Source organism: Pseudoalteromonas sp. XMcav2-N, from assembly GCF_024124545.1.
In the GTDB taxonomy this organism is placed as follows: Bacteria; Pseudomonadota; Gammaproteobacteria; order Enterobacterales; family Alteromonadaceae; genus Pseudoalteromonas.
The window spans coordinates 143,659-167,544 of the sequence record NZ_JAMXSF010000001.1; the positions used below are offsets into that span (position 1 = coordinate 143,659).

Consider the following 23,886-nt stretch of genomic DNA (forward strand, 5'->3'; position numbering starts at 1 on the left):
CAGGGTAGCCATTAGTTGGCTACCACATTAAACAGCTTGCCCGGTACGTAGATTTTCTTACGTATGGTTTTACCGTCAGTAAACTTCAGTACGTTCTCATCGGCAAAGGCCAGCGCTTCTATCTGCTCCTGAGTTGCGTCTGCTGCTACAGTTAACTTAGTACGCAATTTACCGTTAACCTGAACAACGATCAGTTTCTCGTCTTCAACCAGAGCTGCCGCGTCAACCTGTGGCCAGCGTGCATTCAACACATCGCCTTGCTTACCAAGTTGTTCCCACAGCTCGTGAGACAAGTGCGGCGTGATAGGGGCCAGCATGATGATCATGGCCTCCAGCGCTTCGTTGGCCAGTGCGATGTCCTGCGTGTCTTTCAGCGGTGCTTTGGCCAGCTTGTTTGACAGCTCCATGATAGCGGCAATGGCGGTGTTGAAGGTCTGACGACGCTCAATGTCATCGGTTACTTTCGCGATGGTCTTGTGGACCTCACGGCGCAATGTCTTCTGTGCGCTGCTCAGTGCGTTCAGGTCCAGCTCGGCAGTACCGGCGGCTTTTACATCGACAGCAAATTTCCAGACCCGACGTAAGAAGCGGTGTGCGCCTTCTACGCCCGAATCAGACCATTCCAGCGTTTGCTCCGGGGGGGCAGTAAACATCATAAACAAGCGCACGGTGTCTGCACCGTATTGCTTGATCACGATCTGCGGGTCGATACCGTTGTTCTTTGACTTAGACATCTTGCTCATGCCCGCAGAGAATACCGGCTCACCGTCGTCTTTGTGCCACGCCTTGGTGATGCGGCCTTTGTCGTCGGTTTCGGTTTCTACGTCGGTAGGTGAGATCCAGATATCACCGCCTTTTTCGTCTTTACGGTAGTAAGTGTCAGCCAGTACCATACCCTGACACAACAGACGTTCAAATGGCTCGCTGGAATTGACCAGACCAAAGTCGCGCAATAGCTTGTGGAAGAAACGCGCATACAACAGGTGCAGGATAGCGTGCTCAATACCACCAATGTACTGGTTAACCGGCAGCCAGTAGTTTGCTGCGCCCGGCTCTAACATGCCTTCATCGTAACGCGGACTGCAGTAGCGTGCGTAGTACCAGGATGACTCCATAAAGGTGTCAAAGGTATCCGTTTCGTGGAAGACCTGCTCGCCATTTACGGTGGCTTTGGCCCACTCAAGATCAGATTTGATTGGCGACGTTACGCCGTCCATTACCACGTCTTCTGGCAGGCGGACCGGCAGCATATCTTCGCTGGCTGCCAGCTCACTGCCGTCTGCTTTGTTCAGCATTGGAATTGGAGAACCCCAGTAACGCTGACGGCTCACACCCCAGTCGCGCAGGCGGAAGTTGACTTTGCGCTTACCGGCATTGATGCTTTCCAGCTTGTCGGCAATGGCATTGAAAGCCCCTTCGAAGTCCAGGTCATCAAACTCACCTGAGTTGATTAATACGCCTTTTTCAGTAAATGCGGCTTCATCCAGGTTTGCTTCCAGCTCGCTGTCGGCAGCCGGAGCTATCACTTGTTTGATTTCCAGACCATAAGCGCTGGCAAACTCGTAGTCGCGCTGATCGTGACCTGGAACGGCCATGACAGCACCTGAGCCATAATCCATCAGGACAAAGTTAGCAACCCAGATAGGGACTTGCTTACCTGTTAGCGGGTGGATAGCGTAAAAGCCAGTCGCGATGCCTTTTTTGTCCATGGTGGCCATGTCGGCTTCAGCCACTTTGGTGTTTTTACACTCTTCAACAAACGCTGCGATGTCTGTGTTGTTTTTTGCCGCTTCCAGAGCAATCGGGTGACCCGCTGCCACAGCAACGTAAGTCACACCCATAAAGGTATCCGGACGCGTTGTATAAACGGTGAATTGCTCATCGTTGTCGGCGCGCTTAAAGTCGATTTCCAGACCTTCGGAGCGACCGATCCAGTTACGCTGCATGGTTTTAACCTGCTCAGGCCAGTGCTCAAGCTGGTCCAGGTCGTCCAGCAGTTCCTGTGCGTAGTCGGTGATCTTGATGAACCACTGTGGAATTTCTTTTTGCTCGACGATGGCACCTGAGCGCCAGCCACGTCCGTCAATAACCTGCTCGTTCGCCAGTACTGTTTGGTCAACCGGGTCCCAGTTTACGGTTGACATTTTTTTGTAGACCAGGCCCTTTTCATACAACTTAGTGAAGAACCACTGCTCCCACTTGTAGTAGCCAGGGTGACAGGTGGCGATTTCACGATCCCAGTCATAACCAAAACCTAGCAGTTTAAGCTGGTTACGCATGTAATCTATGTTTTCATAGGTCCACTTTGCTGGTGCTGTATTGTTCTTGATCGCAGCGTTTTCTGCAGGCAGGCCAAATGCGTCCCAACCCATAGGTTGCATCACATTTTTACCCTGGAGTCGTTGGAAACGCGAGACCACATCACCTATGGTGTAGTTACGAACATGACCCATGTGGAGGCGACCACTTGGGTATGGGAACATAGACAGACAGTAGTATTTTTCTTTTGATTCGTCTTCAACAACTTTGAAGCTGTTGTTTTGTTCCCAATGGGATTGAACTTTAGGTTCGATTTCTTGCGGGTTATATTGCTCTTGCATTGACGTTTCCAGACTTCTTGCAAACTAATTTGAAAATTGCCGATAGCATACCCGAAAAAACGCGCTGATCACAGCGCTTCACAGCGGAATTATTACAGCAAATTGGCGCTATCGCAGTGATTTGTTTCAGGACTGTGACGTCAGCTGAACTATACTGAAGAAGTGGTGAGTTAAAAGTGTTGTGAAATTGCGTGACTCGGGAGGTAAACATGGCGGATTACAAGCGCTGGCTGGATGACTTTTCGGTGTGGCTGAAAGATGTCAAAGAGCATGAGCTAAAAAAATGGGTGCAAGAGTTTATGGACGCACAGGCGGCAATTAAGCAGCTCTCAAAAGATAAACTGGCGGATTATCGCTATTATCTGAAGCGCGACCTGGCTCACCTGAGTGAACACAAGGACCACTATGATGATGTGGCCTGGGAAGAGCTTAAGGCCAGTGTGATGTATGAACTGGCTCAGCTGGAGGATCGAACTCAGCTTGAGTGGCAGGCATTAGTGCAGGACTTTCAACACGATGGCATCTACAAACAAGGGGAATGGATAGCATTGGGGCAATTAGTATGTAAAAATTGTGGCCATAAAACGAATGTCTATTATGCGTTGGAAATTCCGTCGTGCAGCGAATGTGGGCACGGTGAGTTTGCTCGTAAGGCACTTACCCCTTAATCACAGCCCCGCATGACACAGTTGTGCGGCCGGCCAAGAGAAAGAAGTTAGGAATGACGAAAACCATTAAGCCTTTGAGCAGCGAACAGCTGGCTCCCAGTGTGTCTTTGCCACACATCTCCACCTGCATGCAAAATCCTTATCCGGACCCTTTGCCTTTCATAGGTCAAAATCGGGCGCAAAGTGCGTTGGATTTTGCGCTAGGTATGGAACTGCCGGGTTATAACGTGTTTGTGATGGGTGAAGCGGCAACAGGTCGTTTTACTATGGTGAAGGATAAACTCGAAGCACACTGTAAAACCCGCCCGACCCCAAAAGAGTGGTTGTACGTCAATAACTACGACGACCACAGAGAACCCATTGCCTTGTTTATGCAAGCAGGTGAGAGCAAAGTACTGACTGATGACATTGACTCCTTCCTTGATGAAGTAGTGGACACGTTTCCTGCGGCATTTGATAACCCGGGCTATCAGCGCAAGAAAAAATCCCTGGACAGAGACTTTGACAATAAATACAACGCGGCACTGAGCGCGGTGGAAGAGCTTGCGGCTAAGAAAAGCGTTGCCATGATGGAAGAAAAAGGGGTCGTGAGTTTTGCGCCTGTAGTGGATGGCAAAGCGCTTGATGACGCAGAATTTATGGCACTGGAAGAAGCTGTACAGGAACACTTTTTTGATGCCATTGAAAAACTTGAAGACTGTCTGATAGAGGCGCTGATCGAGTTGCCGCGCTGGAAGCGGGAATCTTCTGAAAAGCTCCGGGAACTGAAAAAAACCACCATTGAATTAGCAACCAAACCACTGCTCAAAGCGCTGGAACATAAGTATGCCAGCCACATTGGCGTGATTCGTTATCTTAAAGATCTGCGGGTCGAAATTGTTGATGCGGTGCTCGACTGGCTGGACGACGACAGTGCAGCGGGAGACGAAAATAAAGATGACTTTGATGCCAAGGGCATGCTGAGCGACTTCTTTGCCCCGAATATCCTGGTCGAGTTCAAAGAAGGGCAGGCGGCGCCTGTGGTGTACGAGCCTAACCCGACTTTTGGTAACATCTTCGGCAAAATTGAGTATGCCAATGCTCATGGCACCCTGATCACCAGTTACCGCTCAATTCAGCCCGGCGCACTCCACCGCGCTAATGGCGGTTATTTGATCATGGATGCCGACAAAGTACTGGCCAATGCACAGGTCTGGGACGGGCTCAAACTGTCATTAAAGACGCACCAGATCAAAAACGATTTACCTTATCAGGACAGCTCAGTTGGCAGTAGTTTTACCCTTAAGCCTCAGTTGATCCCCCTGGATGTGAAGATCATCCTGTTGGGCTCGCGTGATTTGTATTACACCATAGGCGAGTACGACGAAGAGTTTGGTGAGTTGTTCCGGGTGCTGGCTGACTTTGATTACTATTTGCCCGACAGCGATCGGCTGCAATATCAATTTGTTACTAAAGTGCAGGAGTACTGCGAGCAGACACTTAAGTGTACCTTAACGGGCGAAGCACTGGCGCGGTTACTGAAATTTAGTTATCGCCAGGCGGAGCATCAGAACAAGCTGTCGGCTCGTTTTGCGGATGTGCTGGAGCTGGTGGCGGAGGCGAGTTATTACGCCAAGCAGGATGGGCTAAGCGAAATCGACGCGCCGCATATCGACGAAGCCATTGTGGGCAAGCAATATCGCACCGGCCAGCTGAGTGAGAACATGCTCAGCGATATAGAGGAAGGTCATACCCTGATAGCCACAGACGGTGAAGCTGTCGGCAAAGTTAACGGGCTGACGGTGCTACACATAGGTGATACTGCCTTTGGTACACCAGCGCGTATCACCGCGACTGTGTATGCCGGAGCCGATGGGGTGATAGACGTGGAACGTGAAGCCGAGTTAGGTAAGTCGATCCACTCTAAAGGGGTTATGCTGCTGACCGGTTACCTGGGCAATAAATATGCGCAAAACTTTAGCCTGACGCTGAGCGCCAACATTGCCATCGAACAAAGTTATGGTTTTATTGACGGTGACAGCGCGTCGCTGGCTGAGCTGTGTGGACTTATTTCTGCCATTACTCAGCTTCCTATCGACCAGTCACTGGCGCTGACGGGCTCCATTAACCAGCATGGTGAGGTGCAGGCTGTAGGCGGAGTGAATGAGAAAATCGAAGGTTTCTTTAAGCTTTGCAAAATGCGTGGTCTGACGGGAAAACAGGGGGTGATCATCCCTCGCTCAAACCTGATCAACCTGGTGCTGGATGATGAGGTGCTGGCAGCAGCCCAGCAAGGCCGATTCCATATTTATGCCGTGGCAACTGTGGATGAGGCGCTGTCTTTGCTGATGCAACGTGAAGCCGGGGCGCTTTCCAATAGTCAGTATCCGGATCAGAGTATTAATGCGCTGGCATTGGCCCGTTTACAACAAATCGCCGATGTGGTGAATGGCGACGATAAAGACGCCGAGGGCGAAGCGGCCAGCGAACAAGAAAAAGATCTTTCATAATTTTTAGGTAGTCACTATGTCAACAACCAATATTATCCTTGTGCTGGTCATCGTCGTGCTGGGCTGGCTGATTTTTAAAAACGGTAAACAGCAAAAACAGGCGGCGGCAGGTAACCGTATTGAAGCGGCTGAATTTCTGGCGCAAAACGCTCAAAAGAGCGGAGTCACAACAACCGACTCTGGTTTGCAATATGAAGTCTTAAACAAAGGCGACGGGACTGAGCATCCGAACGCTACAGACAAAGTCACAGTACATTACCATGGCACCTTGTTGGATGGTTCGGTGTTCGACAGTTCTGTGGTACGCGGTGAATCTATCAGTTTTGGCCTGAATCAAGTTATTGCAGGCTGGACGGAGGGCGTGCAATTGATGACGGTCGGCGATAAGTTTCGCTTTTTTATCGGGCCGGATCTTGGCTACGGAGATCGCGCAGCCGGTAAAATTGCGCCGGGGTCGTTGTTAATATTTGAGGTTGAGTTACTCGCCATAGCAGGCAAGTAATACCAATTTCACTTAATGCCTGTTCAATTTGAAGGAGCAAATATGGCGCTAACGGCGTTGAAAACTTCTCATTTAGAATAACTAAATAGCAAAGTTTTCGCCTGGTTATCGACCCTATTTTCTCGCCTCAAAATAGAACACTTAATTAAGCAAATTGGTATAAAAAAAAAGGCCGACAAGGCCTTTTTTTATGCATATATTTTATTGCGGCTTTTACGCCCAGCCGTCGTAGCGCTTACGCCTTGAAAGTACCAGGGTGAGTATCACGCCAATTAAAATACCTGCGATGGCAATTCCGCCACCATAGCTTAGCAACATATGTTGCTCTGTCTGCGCTTTGTTCAGGCTCGCCTGTACCTGAGCTTCCAGGGCCTGCTCCAGTTCGGTAATGTTACTTTTCAGCGCTGCGTTGTCTTGCTGAAGCTGTAAGTTGGCCTGCTCAAGCTGTGGAATTCTGCTCTGTAAGGTATTGAGCTGCCCGTTATTATCACTCAGCGCCTGGTTGGCACTTTCCAGTCTCTGGCGTAACCCTGGTTCAGAGGTGACAAACTGACTTTGTACCCAGCCTTCGCGGTCTTTGTCATCTTTTATCTGAACAAAGTCGTCTTGCTCTGAGTTTAGGATAGTGATCGGGGTACCCGCTTCGACCGAACCCAGGATTCGATAATTCTTGCCGGGGCCGGTGTGCATGAACAGGTATAAGTCATCGACAATATAACCGTTGTTGTCGGTTGCTGACTGCGCCACCGTGGGTTCATCTTGCAGGTCGGTTTGCTCCGCCATTGCGCTCAGAGACAGCACAGACAGCAGCAGCGGCAAAGCGATATTTTTCAGCATTCGCAGGCCTTAAATATTGATATCTTTATAAAGTTACCAAAATAGTAGGGATTTCCCAGCACAAAGGCAAGGGGCAGGTTTTGTCCATAATTCGCTTGCAGGTCGTTTTTTTGCGGATAAACGTGTCGAGGCGTGACGTCGTGTGTGCGCTCGTTTACACCTGTAATTCACGGAACAGGTTGGTAATGGTGGTGATAATGCGCTAATAATTACTAAAAGGTTTGCAAAGTGCGGACCCTTTGTATATTTTGTGGGTTCTAAAATTACATAGGTAAATCACACTCCTGATGGACACTGAGATAGAACTGAAATTTTTGGTTTCAGACAATGAAGTTCCGCTGATCCCAGCCCTAATCACCCAGTTTGCTAAGAAAGTCAGCAACAAACCTGCTAAAAACCTGAAAAATGCTTATTTTGACACACCCAGTCGGGAGTTACGTGCATTAGATATAGGTTTACGAACACGCTGTAATGATGACGAGTGTGAGCAGACGATAAAGCTGGCCGGTGAAGTGGTGGGTGGGTTACATCAACGTCCTGAATACAATTTACCAATCAAGGGCAGTCGACCTGATATTCACGCCTTTGACATCAATATTTGGCCTATGGGTGTGCAGCTTGAATCGATTGCCAGTAATTTATTCCCGATCTTCAGTACTAATTTTATCCGCCGTACCTGGTTGATTGAAACCGAAGCAGGCAGCGAAATTGAAGTCGTTCTTGATAAAGGCGAGATCAGTGCGCAAGGTTCGGTTGAGCCTATTTCTGAGCTTGAGATCGAGCTTGTGGAAGGCGATAAAAATGACCTGTTCCTGCTGGCTGATCACTTGTTGCAGCACATAGGTTTGCGTCTTGGATTGTATTCCAAAGCGGCCAGAGGTTATCGTCTCGCCGACGATAAACCCCTGAAGGCCAATAAAACACTGGGTGTCATCAAATTGCCCAGGGGCTGCTCACAGGAGCAGGCGCTGATAGCAACGGTCAACCATGGTATTCAGTTTGTCCAAAAGCATGAGCAGTGTTACCTGGACGCACCAAGTCTTAAAACACTCAAGCGTGTGATAGATGGGATCAGTCTGATCCGGCACGCATTCTGGCTCTTTGAAGAGTTTGTCGATAAGTCTTCAACAGAGTTTTTGCGTAAAGAGCTTAAGTGGCTTTTATCAGAATTAGGCTGGGTGGAGAATGCCATCCACCTGAAAACCTATACGTCGAAGCGACACGCCTATTATAAGCGGATCTCCAATGCGCCTGAACTGGCTCAGGTGATCACGGATATGAAAGACGTTCAGCCAACGGTGACAGACATTGAAGACTTGTTCCATTGTTCGCGATATAACCGCTTGATTTTGGCGCTGACCCGTTGGTTACTGGACAAATCCTGGCGTAAAAACTGGGATCAGAATGCCATCACGGCTGCGCAAAGCCCGGTTGAGGCGTTGGCTAAGCGAGCTTATGACCATGACTGGAATAAATTAACAACGCTATTCCCCCCAGACAGTGCAATGACAGTCAAAGAGTATCTGGCGTGTCGTCAGCCGCTGGAAAACATGCTACTGAGTGGTCATTGTTTAGGCAAACTGTACGATAAAGAAACCCGTCAGGCATTCAGAGCCCCATGGGTCGATATTGTCTACGGTATATATGAGCTAGAAACCTTGTTCTATTTGCGCCAGCTGTGCGAGGGCCAGCCCAATGAAGCGCTGCAGGACATTTTAGTCTGGTTGCAACAAAAAGCCGACTTTCTCGTCAGTGCTATGGAGCAAAGTCGTCAGGCATCGTTGAACAGTGAACCCTACTGGTGATAAACAAGGTTTAGCCTGTTTGTGTTTGCTACTGTGGCTTGTCGTTTATGCTATGCCGGGTCACAGTACACAGACGTCAGAGCGATGGCAGCCATGGCATCAATCGGAGTTGCTGTCGATCACCTACCATAAGCCATTTGATCAACCCCTGAAAATACGTGTAACCGGCAGATGGCCCGGGATCAGTGCAAAATCTGTGGTCAATCTGCTAAATGATACCGAACGCGTTCCTTTATGGGTGAAACATGTCAGCACAGTGACGATTTTATCTCGCCCTGCAGCTAATCAGACGCGCGTTCTGACCCAATTTGATTTACCCTGGCCGTTTCGTACACGAGACATGGTGACACATGCCTGTTTGCTGCAATTGTCCAAAGAAAGCTATGTATTAAAGATACGTTCTGTCTCAGATTATCCAACTGAGCAGGGTGTTATTCGTATTCAGCCTGTCATGGTGCAATGGGTACTGACGGAGCAAGACAACGCAGTTTATATCGATTACCACATCTCAGCTGACATTCAGGGCGAGGCACCGCAATGGTTTACTGATAAAGTTGCACTGCGCAATACCCGGGCTTCGTTTAATGCGCTATATAATTTATTGAAGACGCATCCGGACAGCATGGAGCCCTGGGCCCTTACGCCCGGAAATACCTGCCCGTTCGAATGATCATCGCGTATATATCGTCTACACTAAAAGCAAACTAGTCTGACGTATTTGCTGTTATGCTCAATATCGATGAAAAAACACTGGCGGAGTTACGCTCCGGGTTCAACCTGCCAGCAAAGCCTGAAATTCTGGAGCACATCCAGAATGAACTTAACAGTGAGGAGCCCGAGCTCAATCGCGTTGCCAATATTATTTCTCAGGATGTTGCAACCTCAGCCGCTGTGTTAAAAGTCATTAATTCTCCTGCCTACGGCATGTCCAGAACGGTGTCAGACATTAAACAGGCTGTGATGTTTTTGGGCCTTAATAGCATCACCCAGATTGTGACGGGCTATTTGTTGAAAGAAGCATTTGATCAAAGTCTGTGCTGTATCTCGTTAGAGCGATTCTGGGACAATGCCATTGATATCTCTCAGATAGCCATGCTAATCGGTAAGCGGGTGCGCGCCAATGTGCCGGTAGAAAACTTACAGCTGCTCGGTTTGTTTCATGATGCGGGTATACCCGCGATGGCCATGCGCTATGACAATTATAAAGAAGTCATGACTCGTGCGATACAGCGACCTGAATATACATTAGCTTGTTATGAGGAGCAGCTGTATCCGACCAATCACGCCGTGGTGGGTTATTATCTGGCCAGCTCATGGAATATTCCAAAGGCAATGTGTCAGATCATTTTGCGTCACCATGATCCTCTGTATTTGGAAGAGGAACGCGAAGATAGTGAGCAGCAAGCGTTTGCCATTCTAAAATTGGCTGAAAACCTCGCCTTTGAAGGGAAGTATTTTCGTAACTGTGCGGACTGGCATGCTTTTAAAGATAAGGTGATGATTGTATTAAATATTCATGACGATGAATATGTGGATATCAAAGAAGATATTGAAGAGTTTTTGATCTCAGGGAGTTAATTATTTTGAATTTCTAAACAAAAGGCGCCTTCAGGCGCCTTTTCTGTAAATAATGATTTACAATTATAAACCAGCCGCTGCTTTAAGCGCTTCAGCTTTGTCTGTTGCTTCCCAAGGGAACTCGTTACGACCGAAGTGGCCGTAAGCCGCAGTAGGCTGGTAGATTGGACGCTCAAGGTCCAGCATAGTGATCAGACCGTACGGGCGCAGATCAAAATGTTCTCGGATCAAGTCGATCAGGCGGGCTTCTTCCAGTTTACCTGTGCCGAAGGTTTCTACACTGATAGAGGTTGGCTCTGCAACACCAATGGCATAAGACACCTGGATCTCACATTTGTCAGCAAGACCTGCTGCAACAATGTTCTTAGCAACATAGCGTGCTGCATACGCGGCTGAACGGTCAACCTTTGATGGATCTTTACCAGAGAATGCGCCACCGCCGTGACGAGCCATACCACCGTAGGTATCTACGATAATCTTACGACCAGTCAGACCACAGTCACCCATAGGGCCACCGATAACGAAACGGCCAGTCGGGTTGATGAAGAACTTAGTTGCTTCAGTGATAAGCTCTGCTGGTAGTACCGGCTTGATGATGGTTTCCATCACTGCTTCTACCAGATCATCCTGAGACACAGAGTCACAGTGTTGAGTTGACAGAACCACGGCATCAATACCAACCGCTTTACCATTTTCATAGGCAAAAGTAACCTGAGACTTAGCATCAGGACGTAACCAAGGCAAAGTGCCATCTTTACGTACTTGTGCCTGGCGTTGAACCAGACGGTGTGAATAGGTAATTGGTGCAGGCATTAAAACGTCTGTTTCGTTACAGGCGTAACCAAACATCAGACCCTGGTCACCCGCACCTTGTTCTTCTGGGCGAGTACGGTCAACACCCTGATTGATATCAGGAGACTGCTTACCAATGGTGTTCAGGATTGCACACGAGTCCGCGTCAAAACCCATGTCTGAGTGGGTGTAGCCGATTTCACGTACCGTTTTACGCGTTAATTCTTCGATATCAACCCAGGCGCTGGTAGTGATTTCACCACCGACCATGACCATACCGGTTTTAACGTAAGTTTCACACGCAACACGTGCTTTTGGATCTTGCTCAAGGATAGCATCTAGTACCGCATCAGAGATCTGATCGGCGATTTTATCCGGATGACCCTCAGAAACAGATTCAGAAGTAAATAAATGTTTTGCCATTGTATTTATGCTCACAAATATTGCGCTTCACAAACTACAGGAATAGCGCGAAAAAATCAGAGCGATATATTATCGAAAACACGCTCGGCTGCATAGCTTTTTTACGCCTAGACGTCTAATTTTAAACCTTTGCAAAAAACGCAGTAAAAAAGTCCGCGAGTAGCCCGAGATTTCATTGATTTTTAATTGCAGTGGTTACCCTAATAGGTAAGAATGGGGACCAATTTTCTAATCGAGTTACCTGCAGCTTTGACGTGTCACACTTTAAGTTGCCTCACATCCGGCATACATGACAACGTCGCTACACGGGTATTATAGGTACAGATTTGCCACTCAAAAGACATAAAAGGTAGGAGACTTCATGCCATCTCGCAAAGAACTTGCAAATGCCATACGCGTTCTGTCCATGGACGCAGTTCAAAAGGCCAAATCCGGTCACCCGGGTGCCCCAATGGGTATGGCCGATATCGCAGAGGTATTGTGGCGCGATTATTTAAAGCACAACCCTAATAATCCTGACTGGGTTGATCGTGACCGCTTTGTATTATCAAATGGCCATGGCTCCATGCTCATTTATTCTCTGTTGCATTTGTCTGGCTATGATCTATCTATTGATGAACTGAAAAACTTCCGTCAGATGCATTCCAAAACGCCAGGTCACCCAGAGTATGGCTATGCTCCTGGTATTGAAACGACCACAGGTCCGTTGGGGCAGGGCATCACTAATGCCGTAGGTATGGCAATTGCGGAAAAAGCGCTGGCAGCTCAGTTTAACCGCGACGAGTACGATATTGTAAACCACTATACGTATGCTTTCCTTGGCGATGGCTGTTTAATGGAAGGTATTTCTCACGAAGCCTGTTCACTGGCTGGCACGTTGGGTCTGGGTAAACTGATTGCATTTTGGGATGACAATGGCATCTCAATCGACGGTGAAGTCGAAGGCTGGTTCAGCGACGACACGCCGAAGCGTTTTGAAGCATATGGTTGGCACGTCATTGCGGGTGTCGACGGCCATGATAGTGACGCAATCACAGCAGCTATCGAAGCGGCACGCGCAGAATCAGACAAGCCAACGCTTATCTGTTGTAAAACAGTCATTGGATACGGCTCACCAAACAAGTCGGGCAGCCATGATTGTCATGGTGCACCTCTGGGTGATGACGAAATCAAAGCAGCTCGTGAATTCCTTGGCTGGGAGCATGAGGCGTTTGAAATTCCTGAGTCTGTTTACGCAAAATGGGATGCTGCTGCACATGGTCAGCAAATTCAGAGCGAGTGGCTGGTTAAGTTCACAGAATATCAGATGCATTATCCTGAACTGGCAGCGGAATTTGAACGTCGTACTAAAGGCGAGTTACCTGCTGACTGGGCTCAGAAAAGTGCTGAGTACATTGCACAGCTCCAGGCTAATCCGGCCAACCCTGCAACCCGTAAAGCATCACAAAATGCACTGAATGCATTTGGCCCGCTGTTGCCTGAGTTTATGGGCGGCTCTGCAGACCTGGCAGGCTCTAACCTGACACTGTGGGATGGCTCTAAAGGCCTGACAGCAGACGACGCCTCAGGCAACTACATTTTCTACGGTGTACGTGAATTCGGTATGTCGGCCATTATGAATGGTATTGCTCTGCACAAAGGCTTTATTCCTTACGGTGCCACCTTCCTGATGTTCATGGAATACGCGCGCAACGCAGTACGTATGGCTGCACTGATGAAGCAACCTAGCATCTTTGTTTATACCCACGATTCAATTGGTCTGGGTGAAGATGGCCCGACCCACCAGCCGGTTGAACAGCTGGCAAGCATGCGCATGACACCAAATCTGGTCAACTGGCGCCCGTGCGATCAGGTTGAATCAGCGGTTGCCTGGCAACAGGCTATTGAGCGTAAAGACGGTCCTACGTCGCTGGTATTTACCCGCCAGGGACTTGAGCAACAGGCGCGCAGTGACGAGCAGGTTGCAGCCATTAAGCAAGGTGGTTATGTACTGAGCTGTGACGGTGAGCCAGAGCTTATCCTGATCGCAACCGGTTCAGAAGTTCAACTGGCTGTGGAAGCCGCTGCACAACTTCGTGACAGTGGCAAGCGTGTTCGCGTAGTGTCTATGCCGTCTACCGATGTATTTGATGCACAGTCTGCTGAGTATAAAGAGTCCGTATTGCCAGCTGCGGTAACACGTCGTGTTGCGATTGAAGCGGGTATCGAAGACTACTGGTACAAGTATGTTGGTCTGAACGGTGCGGTAGTTGGTATGAGCACCTTTGGTGAGTCGGCACCAGCGGCTGAGCTGTTCAAACACTTCGGCTTCACAGTTGAGAATGTGGTTGCCAAGGCGACAGCCCTGTTCAACTAAGCTCAAAGTTTGCATTGAAAAAGCCGTTTAGGGAAACCTAAACGGCTTTTTTGTGCTCTGAATTGGCTTGAGCCCTTGATGAGCTGATGATAGGTTATTGTTCTTTGTGATAATTAAGTGTTTTGGAGTGAGGGGGCTACTGCTTCGGGTATGGCCTGAATCTCGTGCTCTTATCATTAAACGATTACTGGTCATCAGGAGTCATAGATTGAGAATACTATTTACTACCCTATTGCTGATTTCTCTCGACGTGTTTGCCACAGCGAGCATAAAGAGTGAAAGCGGCATATTTGCATTTGTTGGGGAGCAGGTGGACTTCTATCAGTTTGAGTCCAATGTGAGCGACGATGTGATCCACATGGATCGCGCATTCATAGCGAAATACAAAGTCCTGGAGAAAGTCCATGGGGAATTTAATTCCGACGTAATCTCGTTTGAAGCCTACGATCACTACGGCACTCCTGCGTTTGCAAAGTATAAGTATGTACTGTTATTTGTCTCAGAGCATGACGGGAAAATATACCACGAGAAGTACCAGTATTTTGATGTTTATAAGACACAGTCTGGGGGCTGGGCCTATTGCGGTACTCCTTATGAATACGAAGAAGCAGTGAAACCTAAGCCATTGAACAATATAAAATTCAGCCCGGTAATCGAATATAGCACAGTGATGTACAATGAGACGTATGCAAAGGAAGTGTTTCCGGAGCCCACATTTGAACACGCTAATGGCAAAGCTATCTGCCGACAAGGCGTCTATGTGGATGAACTTTTTAGGATAAAGCAACAAGGAGTTTTGAAAAATCGGGGTCATTCAGCGAAACCAGGCAACACAACCTTATCCCGCTGAATGTATCTGTATGCACTTTAATATAAGCACACAGGATTTGTTTAGAACCGATAGGCGAGGCTCACATTGATACCCATTTCGGTGTTGCTACGGTCAAACCAGCTGGAATGGTGGTAGACTGTCTCTAATGTACCATACCAACTGGGCGAAAAGGCATGTTCTATGGCTAAGCTCAGGCCGTAGTTATGTCCATCATAGTCGAGCACTTTATTGGCCACATCTGCATTGCAACCCTCTCGCTCTGCACAGTAAATAATTTCCATATCACCAGTTTGATAAAAGACGCTGCCATAGGCTAGAAACTGTGGTGAAATCCTGTACCCACTTATAAAGGACACATCCAGCAGTTGCTTATCAAGTCCCCAGTGTCGGTAGGTATTCTCTCTGCTGGTGGTACCGTGGTCTTTGTTCGTGACAAACCCAAACCGTACTGCATGACTCCAGTCACCGCTTTGCGCATGTTCACGATGTTTACCATAAAATTGGTATTTGATCCCAAAACTGGTATCGCTTGCAATGATGGCATCAAGCTCAAGCCCGTAACCCAACGAAAGTTTGGCAGAATTCAGCCCTTTCGACTCACTATCCGCGTCCATACCTCCTTCATGAGGCATTACGTGTGTGCTTGCCTTGCCAAAAGCAAGCTCCAGCTTGAGCGCCTCTTCGTTGACCTCCGAGCTGTTCAATCTGACCATATCATTGTGTGCTTTGGGTGTGGAATAGCATCCAGCCAGAACGGTCAGTGCCATGGGTATTAATATTATTTTTTTCATGCGATTTATTCTATTCCGTTAAAAATGGCGCAAGTGTGCAACATTGTCCCTCAAATTGCAACTTTTGGTTGCAATACAAGGGCAGTCGTGGCTTTTGTAACGAACATGAGAAAAGAATTGCTCATCTTAAGCATCAAAATTGATCGTTTGTCTCTGACCTGATTTTTACATACAAATAGCGTTATACCGGTTGAAAAAACCATCATAAACAGGTGGCCTGTTGCGCTATGTTAAAAGCATAAAAGGTCAGGTCACACTAAGGACTAAAATGTTGTCTACGCTTTTTGTTGTTGATCAAAACGCAGATATCTCACCACTGAATGACAATGTGGTGACTTTCGAAACTTATCTGCAAGAGTACCCTAAACTCGGCGAATCTAAGCTCAGCATGATAAACCTGTGTGACTGCCGCAGGTACTTAAGTCAGGGCTATTATTGTTCTTTACTGGCAGAGGCGCGCAATCATCAGGCGCTGCCGAGTGTCAAAGTGATCAATGAGCTGGGAGATGAAGGCTGTACAGTATATTTGTCTCAGACCTGGTGCATACAGCAGGGCACAGAGATTTCGCAGCCCTTGTCATTGCTGATCTGTATGGGTGAAACGCTACAGTCCGAATATACCAAGCTGGCGGCACATTTGTTTGCACAGTATCCGGCACCCTTGCTGAGAGTGAATGTTGTGCCTCAGGGTGTCGGGTTACAGGTGCAGGTACTGCGAAGTGATTTTTCATCTGTTGATGCAGACGAACTTGCGTTTTGTACTCAGGTGCTCAGCAGAGTCCACGCAATGCAATGGAAGAAACATAAAAGCAGTAAAAAACACCGCTGGGATCTGGCTATGCTGATCGACCATCAGGAGCAACTGCCACCCAGTAATAAAAATGCAGTCAGTCGTTTTGTTAAGGCCGGCGCTAAACTGGGTATCAAAGTGCATCTGGTCGAGGCGGATGAGCTGTATAACTTGAGTCAGTTCGATGGGTTGTTTATCCGCGAGACCACAGCGATTGACCATCATACTTATCGTCTTGCCCAGGAGGCGGAGCAAAAAGACTTAGTGGTGATTGACGACCCAAGCTCTATTTTACGTTGCTGCAATAAAGTGTTTTTACACGATGCGTTTAACTATAAAAAAGTACCGTCACTGGAAACGCGCTTTGTGAGTCAGTGCTCTGAAGTTGTGATTGAAGAGCTGGTTGCACAGTTGTCATTGCCTATGGTGCTTAAAATGCCGGAAAGCGCCTTTTCTAAGGGTGTGTATAAGGTAAAAACCAAAGAGAAGCTGCAATTTCGGTTGAATCTCTTACTGGGAGAGTCGGCCATTGTGCTTGCCCAGGCATATCTGTATACCGATTATGACTGGCGTATTGAGGTACTGAATGGACGTGCCATCTATGCGTGCCGTTATCATATGGCACGTAATCACTGGCAGATCTATAACCACAGTTCAAAACGCAATTTTTCGGGTGGGTTTGATACTTTGCCTACCTTTGAAGTACCCAAAGTGGTATTGGGGGCCGCATTGAAGGCCGCGGCTGTGGTGGGTAATGGTCTGTATGGCATGGACATCAAGGAGCATGAAGGCAAGGCTTATGTGTTGGAAGTGAACGATAACCCCAGCATTGATCAGGGTGTGAAAGATAAATATCTGGGCGATGAGCTTTACATGCAGATCATGTCCGAATTTTTACGTCGTCTAGAAGCGAGAGGTAAAAAGTAATGTTGCAGGCCTGTATGGTGGTAGAAAAAGCCCAGCCTGAGGACTTGGCCGAACTGGTTGAGCTGGAAGCGCGTTGCTTTAGCAGTGAAAGGCTCAGTCGTCGTCAGTTTAAGCATCATATCGGGTTCGAGCACAGCCTGCTGCTGACTGCCCGGCTGGCAGGTGAGCTGGTGGGTTATGGACTGCTGTGGTTGCATCAGGGAACACGACTTGCTCGCTTATATTCACTGGCTGTATCGCAACAGCAGCAGGGTAAAGGCATTGCCAGTCAGTTGATGACTGAGCTGGAGTCTCAGGCGGCCCTGCTTGGCTGGTTTTACATGCGACTGGAAGTAGCAAAGCGCAATACGGCAGCAATCGCTCTGTACAAAAAGCAGGGATATCGGGTGTTTGGTGAATATCATAATTATTACGAAGATCACGATGATGCGCTGAGAATGCAAAAGTGTATTCGCAAACGCACTGAGCAGGCGACTTTGCAGGTTGCGCCCTGGTATCAGCAGACGACAGAGTTCACCTGTGGGCCGGCATCTTTAATGATGGCGATGGCCAGCATAGACGCAAGTTGCATGGGAGATCAGAGCCTTGAACTGGAGATTTGGCGCGAAGCAACAACCATTTTTATGACCTCTGGCCATGGTGGTTGCCATCCGTTTGGTTTGGCACTTGCTGCTGAAAGGCGTGGCTTTGCCACCGAAGTGGTGGTAAATACGGCGCAGCCTTTGTTTATTGATGGAGTGCGCAACGAGCAGAAAAAGCAGGTGATGACGCTGGTACACGAGCAGTTTAAGCAAGAGTGTGAATATCGGGATATTCCAGTTCATTGCGCGAGCCTTCAACTCGAACAGGTGGAGCACTGGTTGTCTCTGGGAAGTTCGATCTTGGCCTTGATCAGCACATACCGGTTAAACGGCAAGAAAGCACCGCACTGGGTTTTAATCACCGGCATCGATGCACTGTGTTTGTATGTCAATGACCCGGATGTGGAAGATGAGCAGGAGGCAATTGACTGTCAGCAGGTGCCAATTGCACGAGAAGACTTTGAAAGAATGGCCTCTTTTGGTGCCAGTAAGCTCAGTGCACTGGTGGTACTACATGAATCATTCTGACGGTGTTATACCAATTTCACTTAATACCTGTTCAATTTGAAGGAGCAAATATGACGCTAACGGCGTTAAAAATTTCTCATTTAGAACCTTTACCTAAGGTATGAGTTCGCAAATTTTTGCCTCGCCTACATGGATGTAGGTGCCTCAGTGATAGCAGGACGCGAGAGCGGTGTTATCGACCCTATTTTCTCGCCTCAAAATAGAACACTTAATTAAGCAAATTGGTATTAAAAAGAAAAGGCCCGCTCTATGAGCGGGCCTTTTTGATTGGGTAAAGTCTGAAATTAGACCCTGAACTGGTCGACAGACTGTCTCAACTCTTCGGCCAGCTTGGCCACTTCTGAGCTCGAAATAGACGTCTGGTTTGCGCCTTCAGCTGTTTGCTCGGCGATGGTTACAATAGACTCCAGACGTTCACTGATCTCCTGAGACACTTGCTGCTGCTCATTGGCTGCGTTGGCAATTTCTTCACTGACATCGTGTGCGCGTGAAACCGCATCAGTGATAGAGTTCAGTGCCTCATTGGCCACATCACTTTGATGAACACATGACTCTGCCTGTTGCTGGCCTTTCGACATGGCGCTAACGGCTTCTTCTGCACCGCTTTGCAGTGACTCGATCATAGCCTGGATCTCTTGGGTTGACTCTTGCGTCTTGCTGGCAAGAGAGCGAACTTCATCTGCAACAACGGCAAAGCCACGACCTTGTTCACCAGCACGTGCTGCTTCGATAGCGGCATTGAGCGCCAGCAGGTTGGTTTGCTCTGCAATACCGCGGATAACATCCAGGATCCCGCCGATGGCCGAGCTGTCCTGATGCAGTTTGTTGATTACCTCAGAGACGGCTTCCACCTCATGAGCCAATTGCTCAATGGTGTGTTTGTTGTCCTGGGAAATACCTTTCACACGCTCAGCTTCTTTATCGGCGTTCTTGATTTCCTGTAATGCCTGGTGAGCACTGTTGCTCACCCCATGGGCAGTACTACTCATTTCTGTGGTAGCCGTGGCTGCTTGTTCAACCTGAGACTGCTGGCTCTTAATTGCCTGGCTAGACTCTATGGTGATGGCTGAGGTCTCTTCCGATGCTGCTGCCAGCTGGGTTGAACGCGACACAATACCTGTGATCAGTTCACGCAGGCTGGCGATAAGGCTGTTACAGCTGCGTGCCAGTTCACCGAATTCATCTTTTGCAGAATCATCCAGTGTCTGAGTCATGTCACCACGCGCAACAATATTGAGTACTCTGTTCACTTCTGCCAGTGGTTTAGTAATTCGGCTGACAGTCAAATAAGCAATCACAATGGCTAGCAGGGCAGCCATGATCATGCCCACCCAGGTCCACATATTTGCAGAAGTTACGTCTGAACGTACTTCGTCCTGAATATCAAACGCCAGTTGTTTAGATTGTGCAACTAACTTGCCAAGCTGTTTTAACGCCGCATTAGTGGTCGTCTCTGCGGCATCCAGCTCCGTGCGGGTCTTTTGTCTTGCGGTTATCAGCTGACCAACGTTACCAGCAATGCCGCTTGAACCTTTTAACTGAGCAAGGAGGTCGCTATAGTACTGCTGTAAGTCGTCAGCCAGGGTGCTGTCAAGCTGCTCGACGGTCGACGTCATCAGCGCCATATTTCGCTCCAGCTCTTCCAGTACATAGGCTTGTTCTTTCTCTACGATGTCCAGCGTGTTGCGCTCTTTGATAGTCATCATATCTGTACTGGTGGTGACTGCCGAGCTAAACAAGTTTTCCAGTTTAGTTGCGGCCTGATAAGCGCGGTTATCATTTTCCTGCAAGCCATCCAAGTCAAGGATGTCCAGTACTACAGTAGTGGCATCTTCCGCTGCCATTTCAGTGTCTTCGAGTTGTTGCTTAAGGGTTTTTACCAGCATGAGCTCACGCGCTTTATTGCTGAGTAAGTCCTGTACTGAGGCCGAGAATTGCTTAAAGCTTGTTTCGACCTCGCGTTTGCTTTGCGCCAGACCAGGGTCTTGATCAACCACGGCGCCTAATTCTGAAAAGGTTTTATTGAACGCTTGCTGGCGCTCATTAAATTTTGCCTTGAGTGAATTAAGTTCGTCGGGTGACTGGGTAAAGTAACTGCCCTGAGCAAGTTTACTCATTTGAGTAAATTCGATCTGTAAGGCAGCACTGCTGTCTAGTGCGGGCAATGACAGCGAATTAACCAGTCTTGTGGAATTGTCAATATTGGCGATCCTTAGCAGCGAGTTACCTCCGATCATCAACAGGAGCAGAGTGATTATAATAAAACCACCCCAGATACGTTGGCTTACAGTCAAATTCATACGGGTACCATCAAATTAAAGCTGAATGAATGCTTATCGGATTTATTGCGCGATAGTTAAGTATTTTATAGCAGATGTGAATTCAAAATTCAGTAAAATCGGCTGAGAAACAGTTAATTGCTCGAAATTTGCTCATTTCTGTCTAAATCAAGCAAGGTCATCGGTCCACCCCATACACACCCTGTATCTAAAGCGGTGACATTTGGGGTGTGGGTGATGCCTTGTAAGGCAGCCCAGTGACCAAACACATAACGATGCGGGTCGCTTTGAAAGCGAGGATGAGTAAACCAGGGACGCAGATCTCCGGCATCATCCAGTGTGCCTTTATTGTCAAAATCAAGATGCCACTGAGCAGTCAGAAAGCGCATTCTGGTAAACACATTGACTATGGTATTAAAACGGCTTTGTTCATCTTTTTCTAATACCAGACGTGACTCTTTCCCATACATGGCGGGCAGAAACTGGCTGGCCTCACTGCCCATATACTTTTGTTGTGCCCATTGCCCCAGTGCCAGAGCGTGCTCAATCTGCCAATCGGGATGAATGCCCGCATGGGAGATAAAGGTACGATATTTTTCCAGGTAGACACACAATGGCTGACTGCTTAAAAAGCGCAGGTATTCTGGCAATTTGCTGTGCTTATATAAGTCATCAAGTTTGTCTTTAGGGTTTGGGGTGTTACCAAGTAATACATTGCAGATGAGGTGTAAGTCGTGGTTGCCAAGCGTAACTGTCATGCAATCCTGATGGCGAAATACAAAGTCAAGGCAGCCGAGAGAATCGGGACCCCGGGCAACGATGTCACCAACCAGATAAAGGTGGTCACGGGCGGGATTAAAGGCCACCTCCTGTAATAGCTGCTTTAGTGGTGCAAAGCAGCCTTGCAGGTCACCGACCACATAATTGGCCATTAGTGCAGGATATCCGGACGACTGAGCCTGAATACCTGAATAGGTGCCCGAAACTCGGTACCAAATTCGTTGCGCATTACATAGTAGCCTTCCATGGTACCAACGGGCGTATCCAATACCGCACCGCTGGTGTATTGGTAGCTCTCTCCCGGACGGATAGTTGGCTGTTCGCCGACTACACCATCACCTTCGACCTCGGTTTCTTTGCCATTGGCGTCGGTGATCAGCCAGTAACGGCTTTCCAGTTTGGCATTGCACAAGCTGTGATTTTTAATGGTAATGGTATAAGCAAAGACGTATTTGTCTTTTTCTGGCTGAGATTGACCTTCAACGTAGAAGGTCTCTACAGCTACTTTGATCGGTGAGCCGATCTCACTCTTTGTTGTCATAGATCCAGTTTGCTATCTCAATAAATTGCGAAAGGGAAATATTCTCGGCACGCAAACCCGGGTCGATCCCAAGATCACTCAGTTGCTCGGCTGTCATCAGGTTAGACAAGCTGTTGCGTAGCGTCTTGCGTCTTTGGTTAAAAGCTTCCAGACACACGGTATTAAGCACTTTGGTACTTTTTGCACTACGTTGTTGTGCCTCTTTAGGGATCAGTCTTACTACAGCAGAATCCACTTTCGGCGCAGGTTTAAAGCACGTTGGTGGTACTTGGATCACAGGAATTGCGTGGCAATAGTATTGCGTCATGACACTCAAGCGGCCGTAGGCTTTTGAGCCCGGGCCGGCAACCATACGATTCACAACTTCTTTTTGCAGCATGAAATGCATGTGCTCAACCTGATCCGCAAATTCAAATAAATGAAAAAGCAGTGGGGTAGAAACGTTATAGGGGAGGTTACCAAAAATCTTTAATTTCTCGTCGCCTTTAAGCAGCGAAGAAAAATCAAACTTCATGGCATCGCCCTGGTGCACAGTCAGTTTAGAGCCCATAAAAGGGTGATGGATCAGGCGCTCGGCCAGATCGCGATCTAGTTCCACAACAGTTAGCTGGTCACTCAGTTCAACAACGGGCTCAGTGATGGCGCCCAAGCCTGGGCCTATCTCTACCAGATTGTCTCCGGGCTTTGGATCGATGGCCGTGACAATCTTATCGATGATATTGCTGTCGTTAAGGAAGTTTTGGCCGAAGCGTTTACGGGCTCGATGGCCCAAATGTACTTTATCTGTCATGAACTCTGTGTTTTCTCGGTGGCGAGCTTAATTGCTTCGCGGATCGCTAATTCGAAACTACCGACTTCTGCGTTGCCGCTGGCGGCAAGATCAAGTGCAGTGCCGTGATCAACAGAAGTGCGGATAAAGGGCAATCCAAGGGTAATATTTACCGAATTGCCAAATCCTTTGTATTTTAACACAGGTAAGCCCTGATCGTGATACATTGCCAATACTGCATCGGTATTTTCGAGGTATTTCGCCTGAAACAGAGTATCTGCGGGTAATGGACCAACAAAATGCATCCCCTGCGCATTGAGTTCAGCCAGGACCGGCTCTATGGTATCAATTTCTTCATTGCCCAGGTGACCACCTTCACCCGCGTGCGGGTTTAATCCACACACCAGCACATGTGGTTGCTCAATCCCAAACTTGGTTTGCAAGTCTTGGTAGAGAATGTGTGCAACCTTAGTAAGTCTGTCATGGGTAATCGCTTTAGAAACATATGCAAGGGGAATATGGGTCGTAACAAGCGCCACACGTAGTCCCTCGGTAGCCAACATCATGACCACATCAGGCGTGTTAGATTGCTGAGCAAAATACTCAGTATGACCACTAAAAGAAATACCAGCGCGATTAATGATCCCTTTGTGAACGGGCCCGGTGACGACCGCATCAAACGTGCCATCCATATTTTTTTCAGAGGCAATTCTGAGGGTATCCAACACATACTGGCCATTGCGTTCGTCCAGCTCCCCGGCGGTGACAGCGCAGCCTTTGTCTACCTGAAGGTAATAGATGCTGCCAGCTGGTGCTGGTGTGGCTGGGGCTGTGGGATCAAACGGAATGAGCTTAATTGTCGTATCTAGCTCCCGGGCACGCTGTAGCATGATGTCTTTATCAACAACGGCGACCAGCTGAGCTGGCCAGTCGTGTTGCGCAAGTTTGATGACCAGATCTGGTCCTATCCCTGCCGGTTCACCAGGGGTGATTGCGATTCTTAAACTCATTTTAGTTC

At 48.2% G+C, this 23,886-nt stretch carries 19 protein-coding genes; 10 read left to right on the forward strand and 9 right to left on the reverse strand.

The features are described from left to right. Nucleotides 1-11: 11 nt before the first annotated feature. On the reverse strand, nt 12-2,600 hold the full coding sequence (gene leuS, locus NH568_RS00430; RefSeq protein ID WP_253043689.1) for a leucine--tRNA ligase: 2,589 nt from the start codon (nt 2,598-2,600) through the stop codon (nt 12-14). A gap of 209 nt (nt 2,601-2,809) precedes the next feature. Between leuS and NH568_RS00435 the strand changes: the two genes are divergently transcribed. Genes NH568_RS00435 through NH568_RS00445 form a run of 3 tightly spaced genes read left to right on the forward strand, consistent with a single transcriptional unit; the run spans nt 2,810 to nt 6,259 of the window. Continuing rightward, complete coding sequence (locus NH568_RS00435; RefSeq protein WP_138552175.1) at nt 2,810-3,268, forward strand: hypothetical protein; 459 nt, start codon at nt 2,810-2,812, stop codon at nt 3,266-3,268. A 53-nt stretch (nt 3,269-3,321) separates the two neighbouring features. After that, entirely contained in the window at nt 3,322-5,757 is a 2,436-nt protein-coding gene (locus tag NH568_RS00440; protein WP_253043691.1) for an ATP-binding protein, read from the forward strand. A gap of 16 nt (nt 5,758-5,773) precedes the next feature. Continuing rightward, complete coding sequence (locus tag NH568_RS00445; RefSeq protein WP_253043693.1) at nt 5,774-6,259, forward strand: FKBP-type peptidyl-prolyl cis-trans isomerase; 486 nt, start codon at nt 5,774-5,776, stop codon at nt 6,257-6,259. Nucleotides 6,260-6,472: 213 nt separating this feature from the next. On the opposite strand, the gene NH568_RS00450 is transcribed toward NH568_RS00445, so the two are convergent. Further along, on the reverse strand, nt 6,473-7,096 hold the full coding sequence (locus tag NH568_RS00450; RefSeq protein WP_253043696.1) for a TIGR04211 family SH3 domain-containing protein: 624 nt from the start codon (nt 7,094-7,096) through the stop codon (nt 6,473-6,475). 287 nt (nt 7,097-7,383) lie between these two features. Here NH568_RS00450 and NH568_RS00455 point away from each other — a divergent pair, with 287 nt between their 5' ends. Genes NH568_RS00455 through NH568_RS00465 form a run of 3 tightly spaced genes read left to right on the forward strand, consistent with a single transcriptional unit; the run spans nt 7,384 to nt 10,479 of the window. Next, complete coding sequence (locus NH568_RS00455) at nt 7,384-8,901, forward strand: CYTH and CHAD domain-containing protein (protein WP_253043700.1); 1,518 nt, start codon at nt 7,384-7,386, stop codon at nt 8,899-8,901. Then, nucleotides 8,885-9,571: an START domain-containing protein gene (locus tag NH568_RS00460; protein ID WP_253043704.1), complete on the forward strand. Its 687-nt coding sequence runs from the start codon at nt 8,885-8,887 to the stop codon at nt 9,569-9,571. Before NH568_RS00455 ends, NH568_RS00460 begins: the two co-directional genes overlap by 17 nt. Before the next feature lie 56 nt (nt 9,572-9,627). Beyond that, a complete protein-coding gene (locus NH568_RS00465) occupies nt 9,628-10,479 on the forward strand; it encodes an HDOD domain-containing protein (protein ID WP_253043708.1) in 852 nt (283 codons plus the stop codon). 63 nt (nt 10,480-10,542) lie between these two features. Here the strand turns inward: NH568_RS00465 and metK are convergent, their stop codons facing one another. Beyond that, nucleotides 10,543-11,694, reverse strand: coding sequence for a methionine adenosyltransferase (gene metK / locus NH568_RS00470; RefSeq protein ID WP_125716201.1), 1,152 nt, complete (start codon nt 11,692-11,694; stop codon nt 10,543-10,545). A gap of 361 nt (nt 11,695-12,055) precedes the next feature. On the opposite strand from metK, the gene tkt reads away from it, so the two are divergent. Together tkt and NH568_RS00480 are read left to right on the forward strand one after the other, a co-directional pair. After that, nucleotides 12,056-14,050, forward strand: a complete 1,995-nt coding sequence (gene tkt, locus NH568_RS00475) for a transketolase (RefSeq protein ID WP_253043711.1) — start codon at nt 12,056-12,058, stop codon at nt 14,048-14,050. A gap of 208 nt (nt 14,051-14,258) precedes the next feature. Next, nucleotides 14,259-14,900 carry a hypothetical protein gene (locus tag NH568_RS00480; RefSeq protein ID WP_253043715.1) on the forward strand — a complete coding sequence of 214 codons (642 nt, stop codon included), beginning with the start codon at nt 14,259-14,261 and terminating at the stop codon, nt 14,898-14,900. Between the two features lie 41 nt (nt 14,901-14,941). On the opposite strand, the gene NH568_RS00485 is transcribed toward NH568_RS00480, so the two are convergent. Next, nucleotides 14,942-15,673: a hypothetical protein gene (locus NH568_RS00485; protein WP_253043718.1), complete on the reverse strand. Its 732-nt coding sequence runs from the start codon at nt 15,671-15,673 to the stop codon at nt 14,942-14,944. 268 nt (nt 15,674-15,941) lie between these two features. Here NH568_RS00485 and NH568_RS00490 point away from each other — a divergent pair, with 268 nt between their 5' ends. Both NH568_RS00490 and NH568_RS00495 read left to right on the forward strand, forming a co-directional pair. Further along, nucleotides 15,942-17,390 (forward strand): RimK family protein, encoded by a 1,449-nt coding sequence (locus tag NH568_RS00490; protein ID WP_253043720.1) that lies wholly within the window; start codon nt 15,942-15,944, stop codon nt 17,388-17,390. Continuing rightward, entirely contained in the window at nt 17,390-18,499 is a 1,110-nt protein-coding gene (locus tag NH568_RS00495) for a GNAT family N-acetyltransferase/peptidase C39 family protein (protein WP_253043722.1), read from the forward strand. Before NH568_RS00490 ends, NH568_RS00495 begins: the two co-directional genes overlap by 1 nt. Nucleotides 18,500-18,783: 284 nt before the next feature. Here NH568_RS00495 and NH568_RS00500 read toward each other — a convergent pair whose 3' ends face one another. The 5 genes from NH568_RS00500 to pdxA form a co-directional block, all read right to left on the reverse strand. Then, nucleotides 18,784-20,799, reverse strand: a complete 2,016-nt coding sequence (locus tag NH568_RS00500) for a methyl-accepting chemotaxis protein (protein ID WP_253043724.1) — start codon at nt 20,797-20,799, stop codon at nt 18,784-18,786. A gap of 113 nt (nt 20,800-20,912) precedes the next feature. After that, entirely contained in the window at nt 20,913-21,710 is a 798-nt protein-coding gene (locus tag NH568_RS00505) for a symmetrical bis(5'-nucleosyl)-tetraphosphatase (protein WP_253043726.1), read from the reverse strand. Next, complete coding sequence (apaG, locus tag NH568_RS00510) at nt 21,710-22,099, reverse strand: Co2+/Mg2+ efflux protein ApaG (RefSeq protein ID WP_054014194.1); 390 nt, start codon at nt 22,097-22,099, stop codon at nt 21,710-21,712. Before apaG ends, NH568_RS00505 begins: the two co-directional genes overlap by 1 nt. Next, nucleotides 22,083-22,889 carry a 16S rRNA (adenine(1518)-N(6)/adenine(1519)-N(6))-dimethyltransferase RsmA gene (rsmA, locus tag NH568_RS00515; protein ID WP_253043728.1) on the reverse strand — a complete coding sequence of 269 codons (807 nt, stop codon included), beginning with the start codon at nt 22,887-22,889 and terminating at the stop codon, nt 22,083-22,085. The genes apaG and rsmA overlap by 17 nt, the downstream gene beginning before the upstream one ends. Beyond that, nucleotides 22,886-23,878 carry a 4-hydroxythreonine-4-phosphate dehydrogenase PdxA gene (gene pdxA / locus NH568_RS00520; RefSeq protein ID WP_253043732.1) on the reverse strand — a complete coding sequence of 331 codons (993 nt, stop codon included), beginning with the start codon at nt 23,876-23,878 and terminating at the stop codon, nt 22,886-22,888. Before pdxA ends, rsmA begins: the two co-directional genes overlap by 4 nt. Nucleotides 23,879-23,886: the final 8 nt, after the last annotated feature.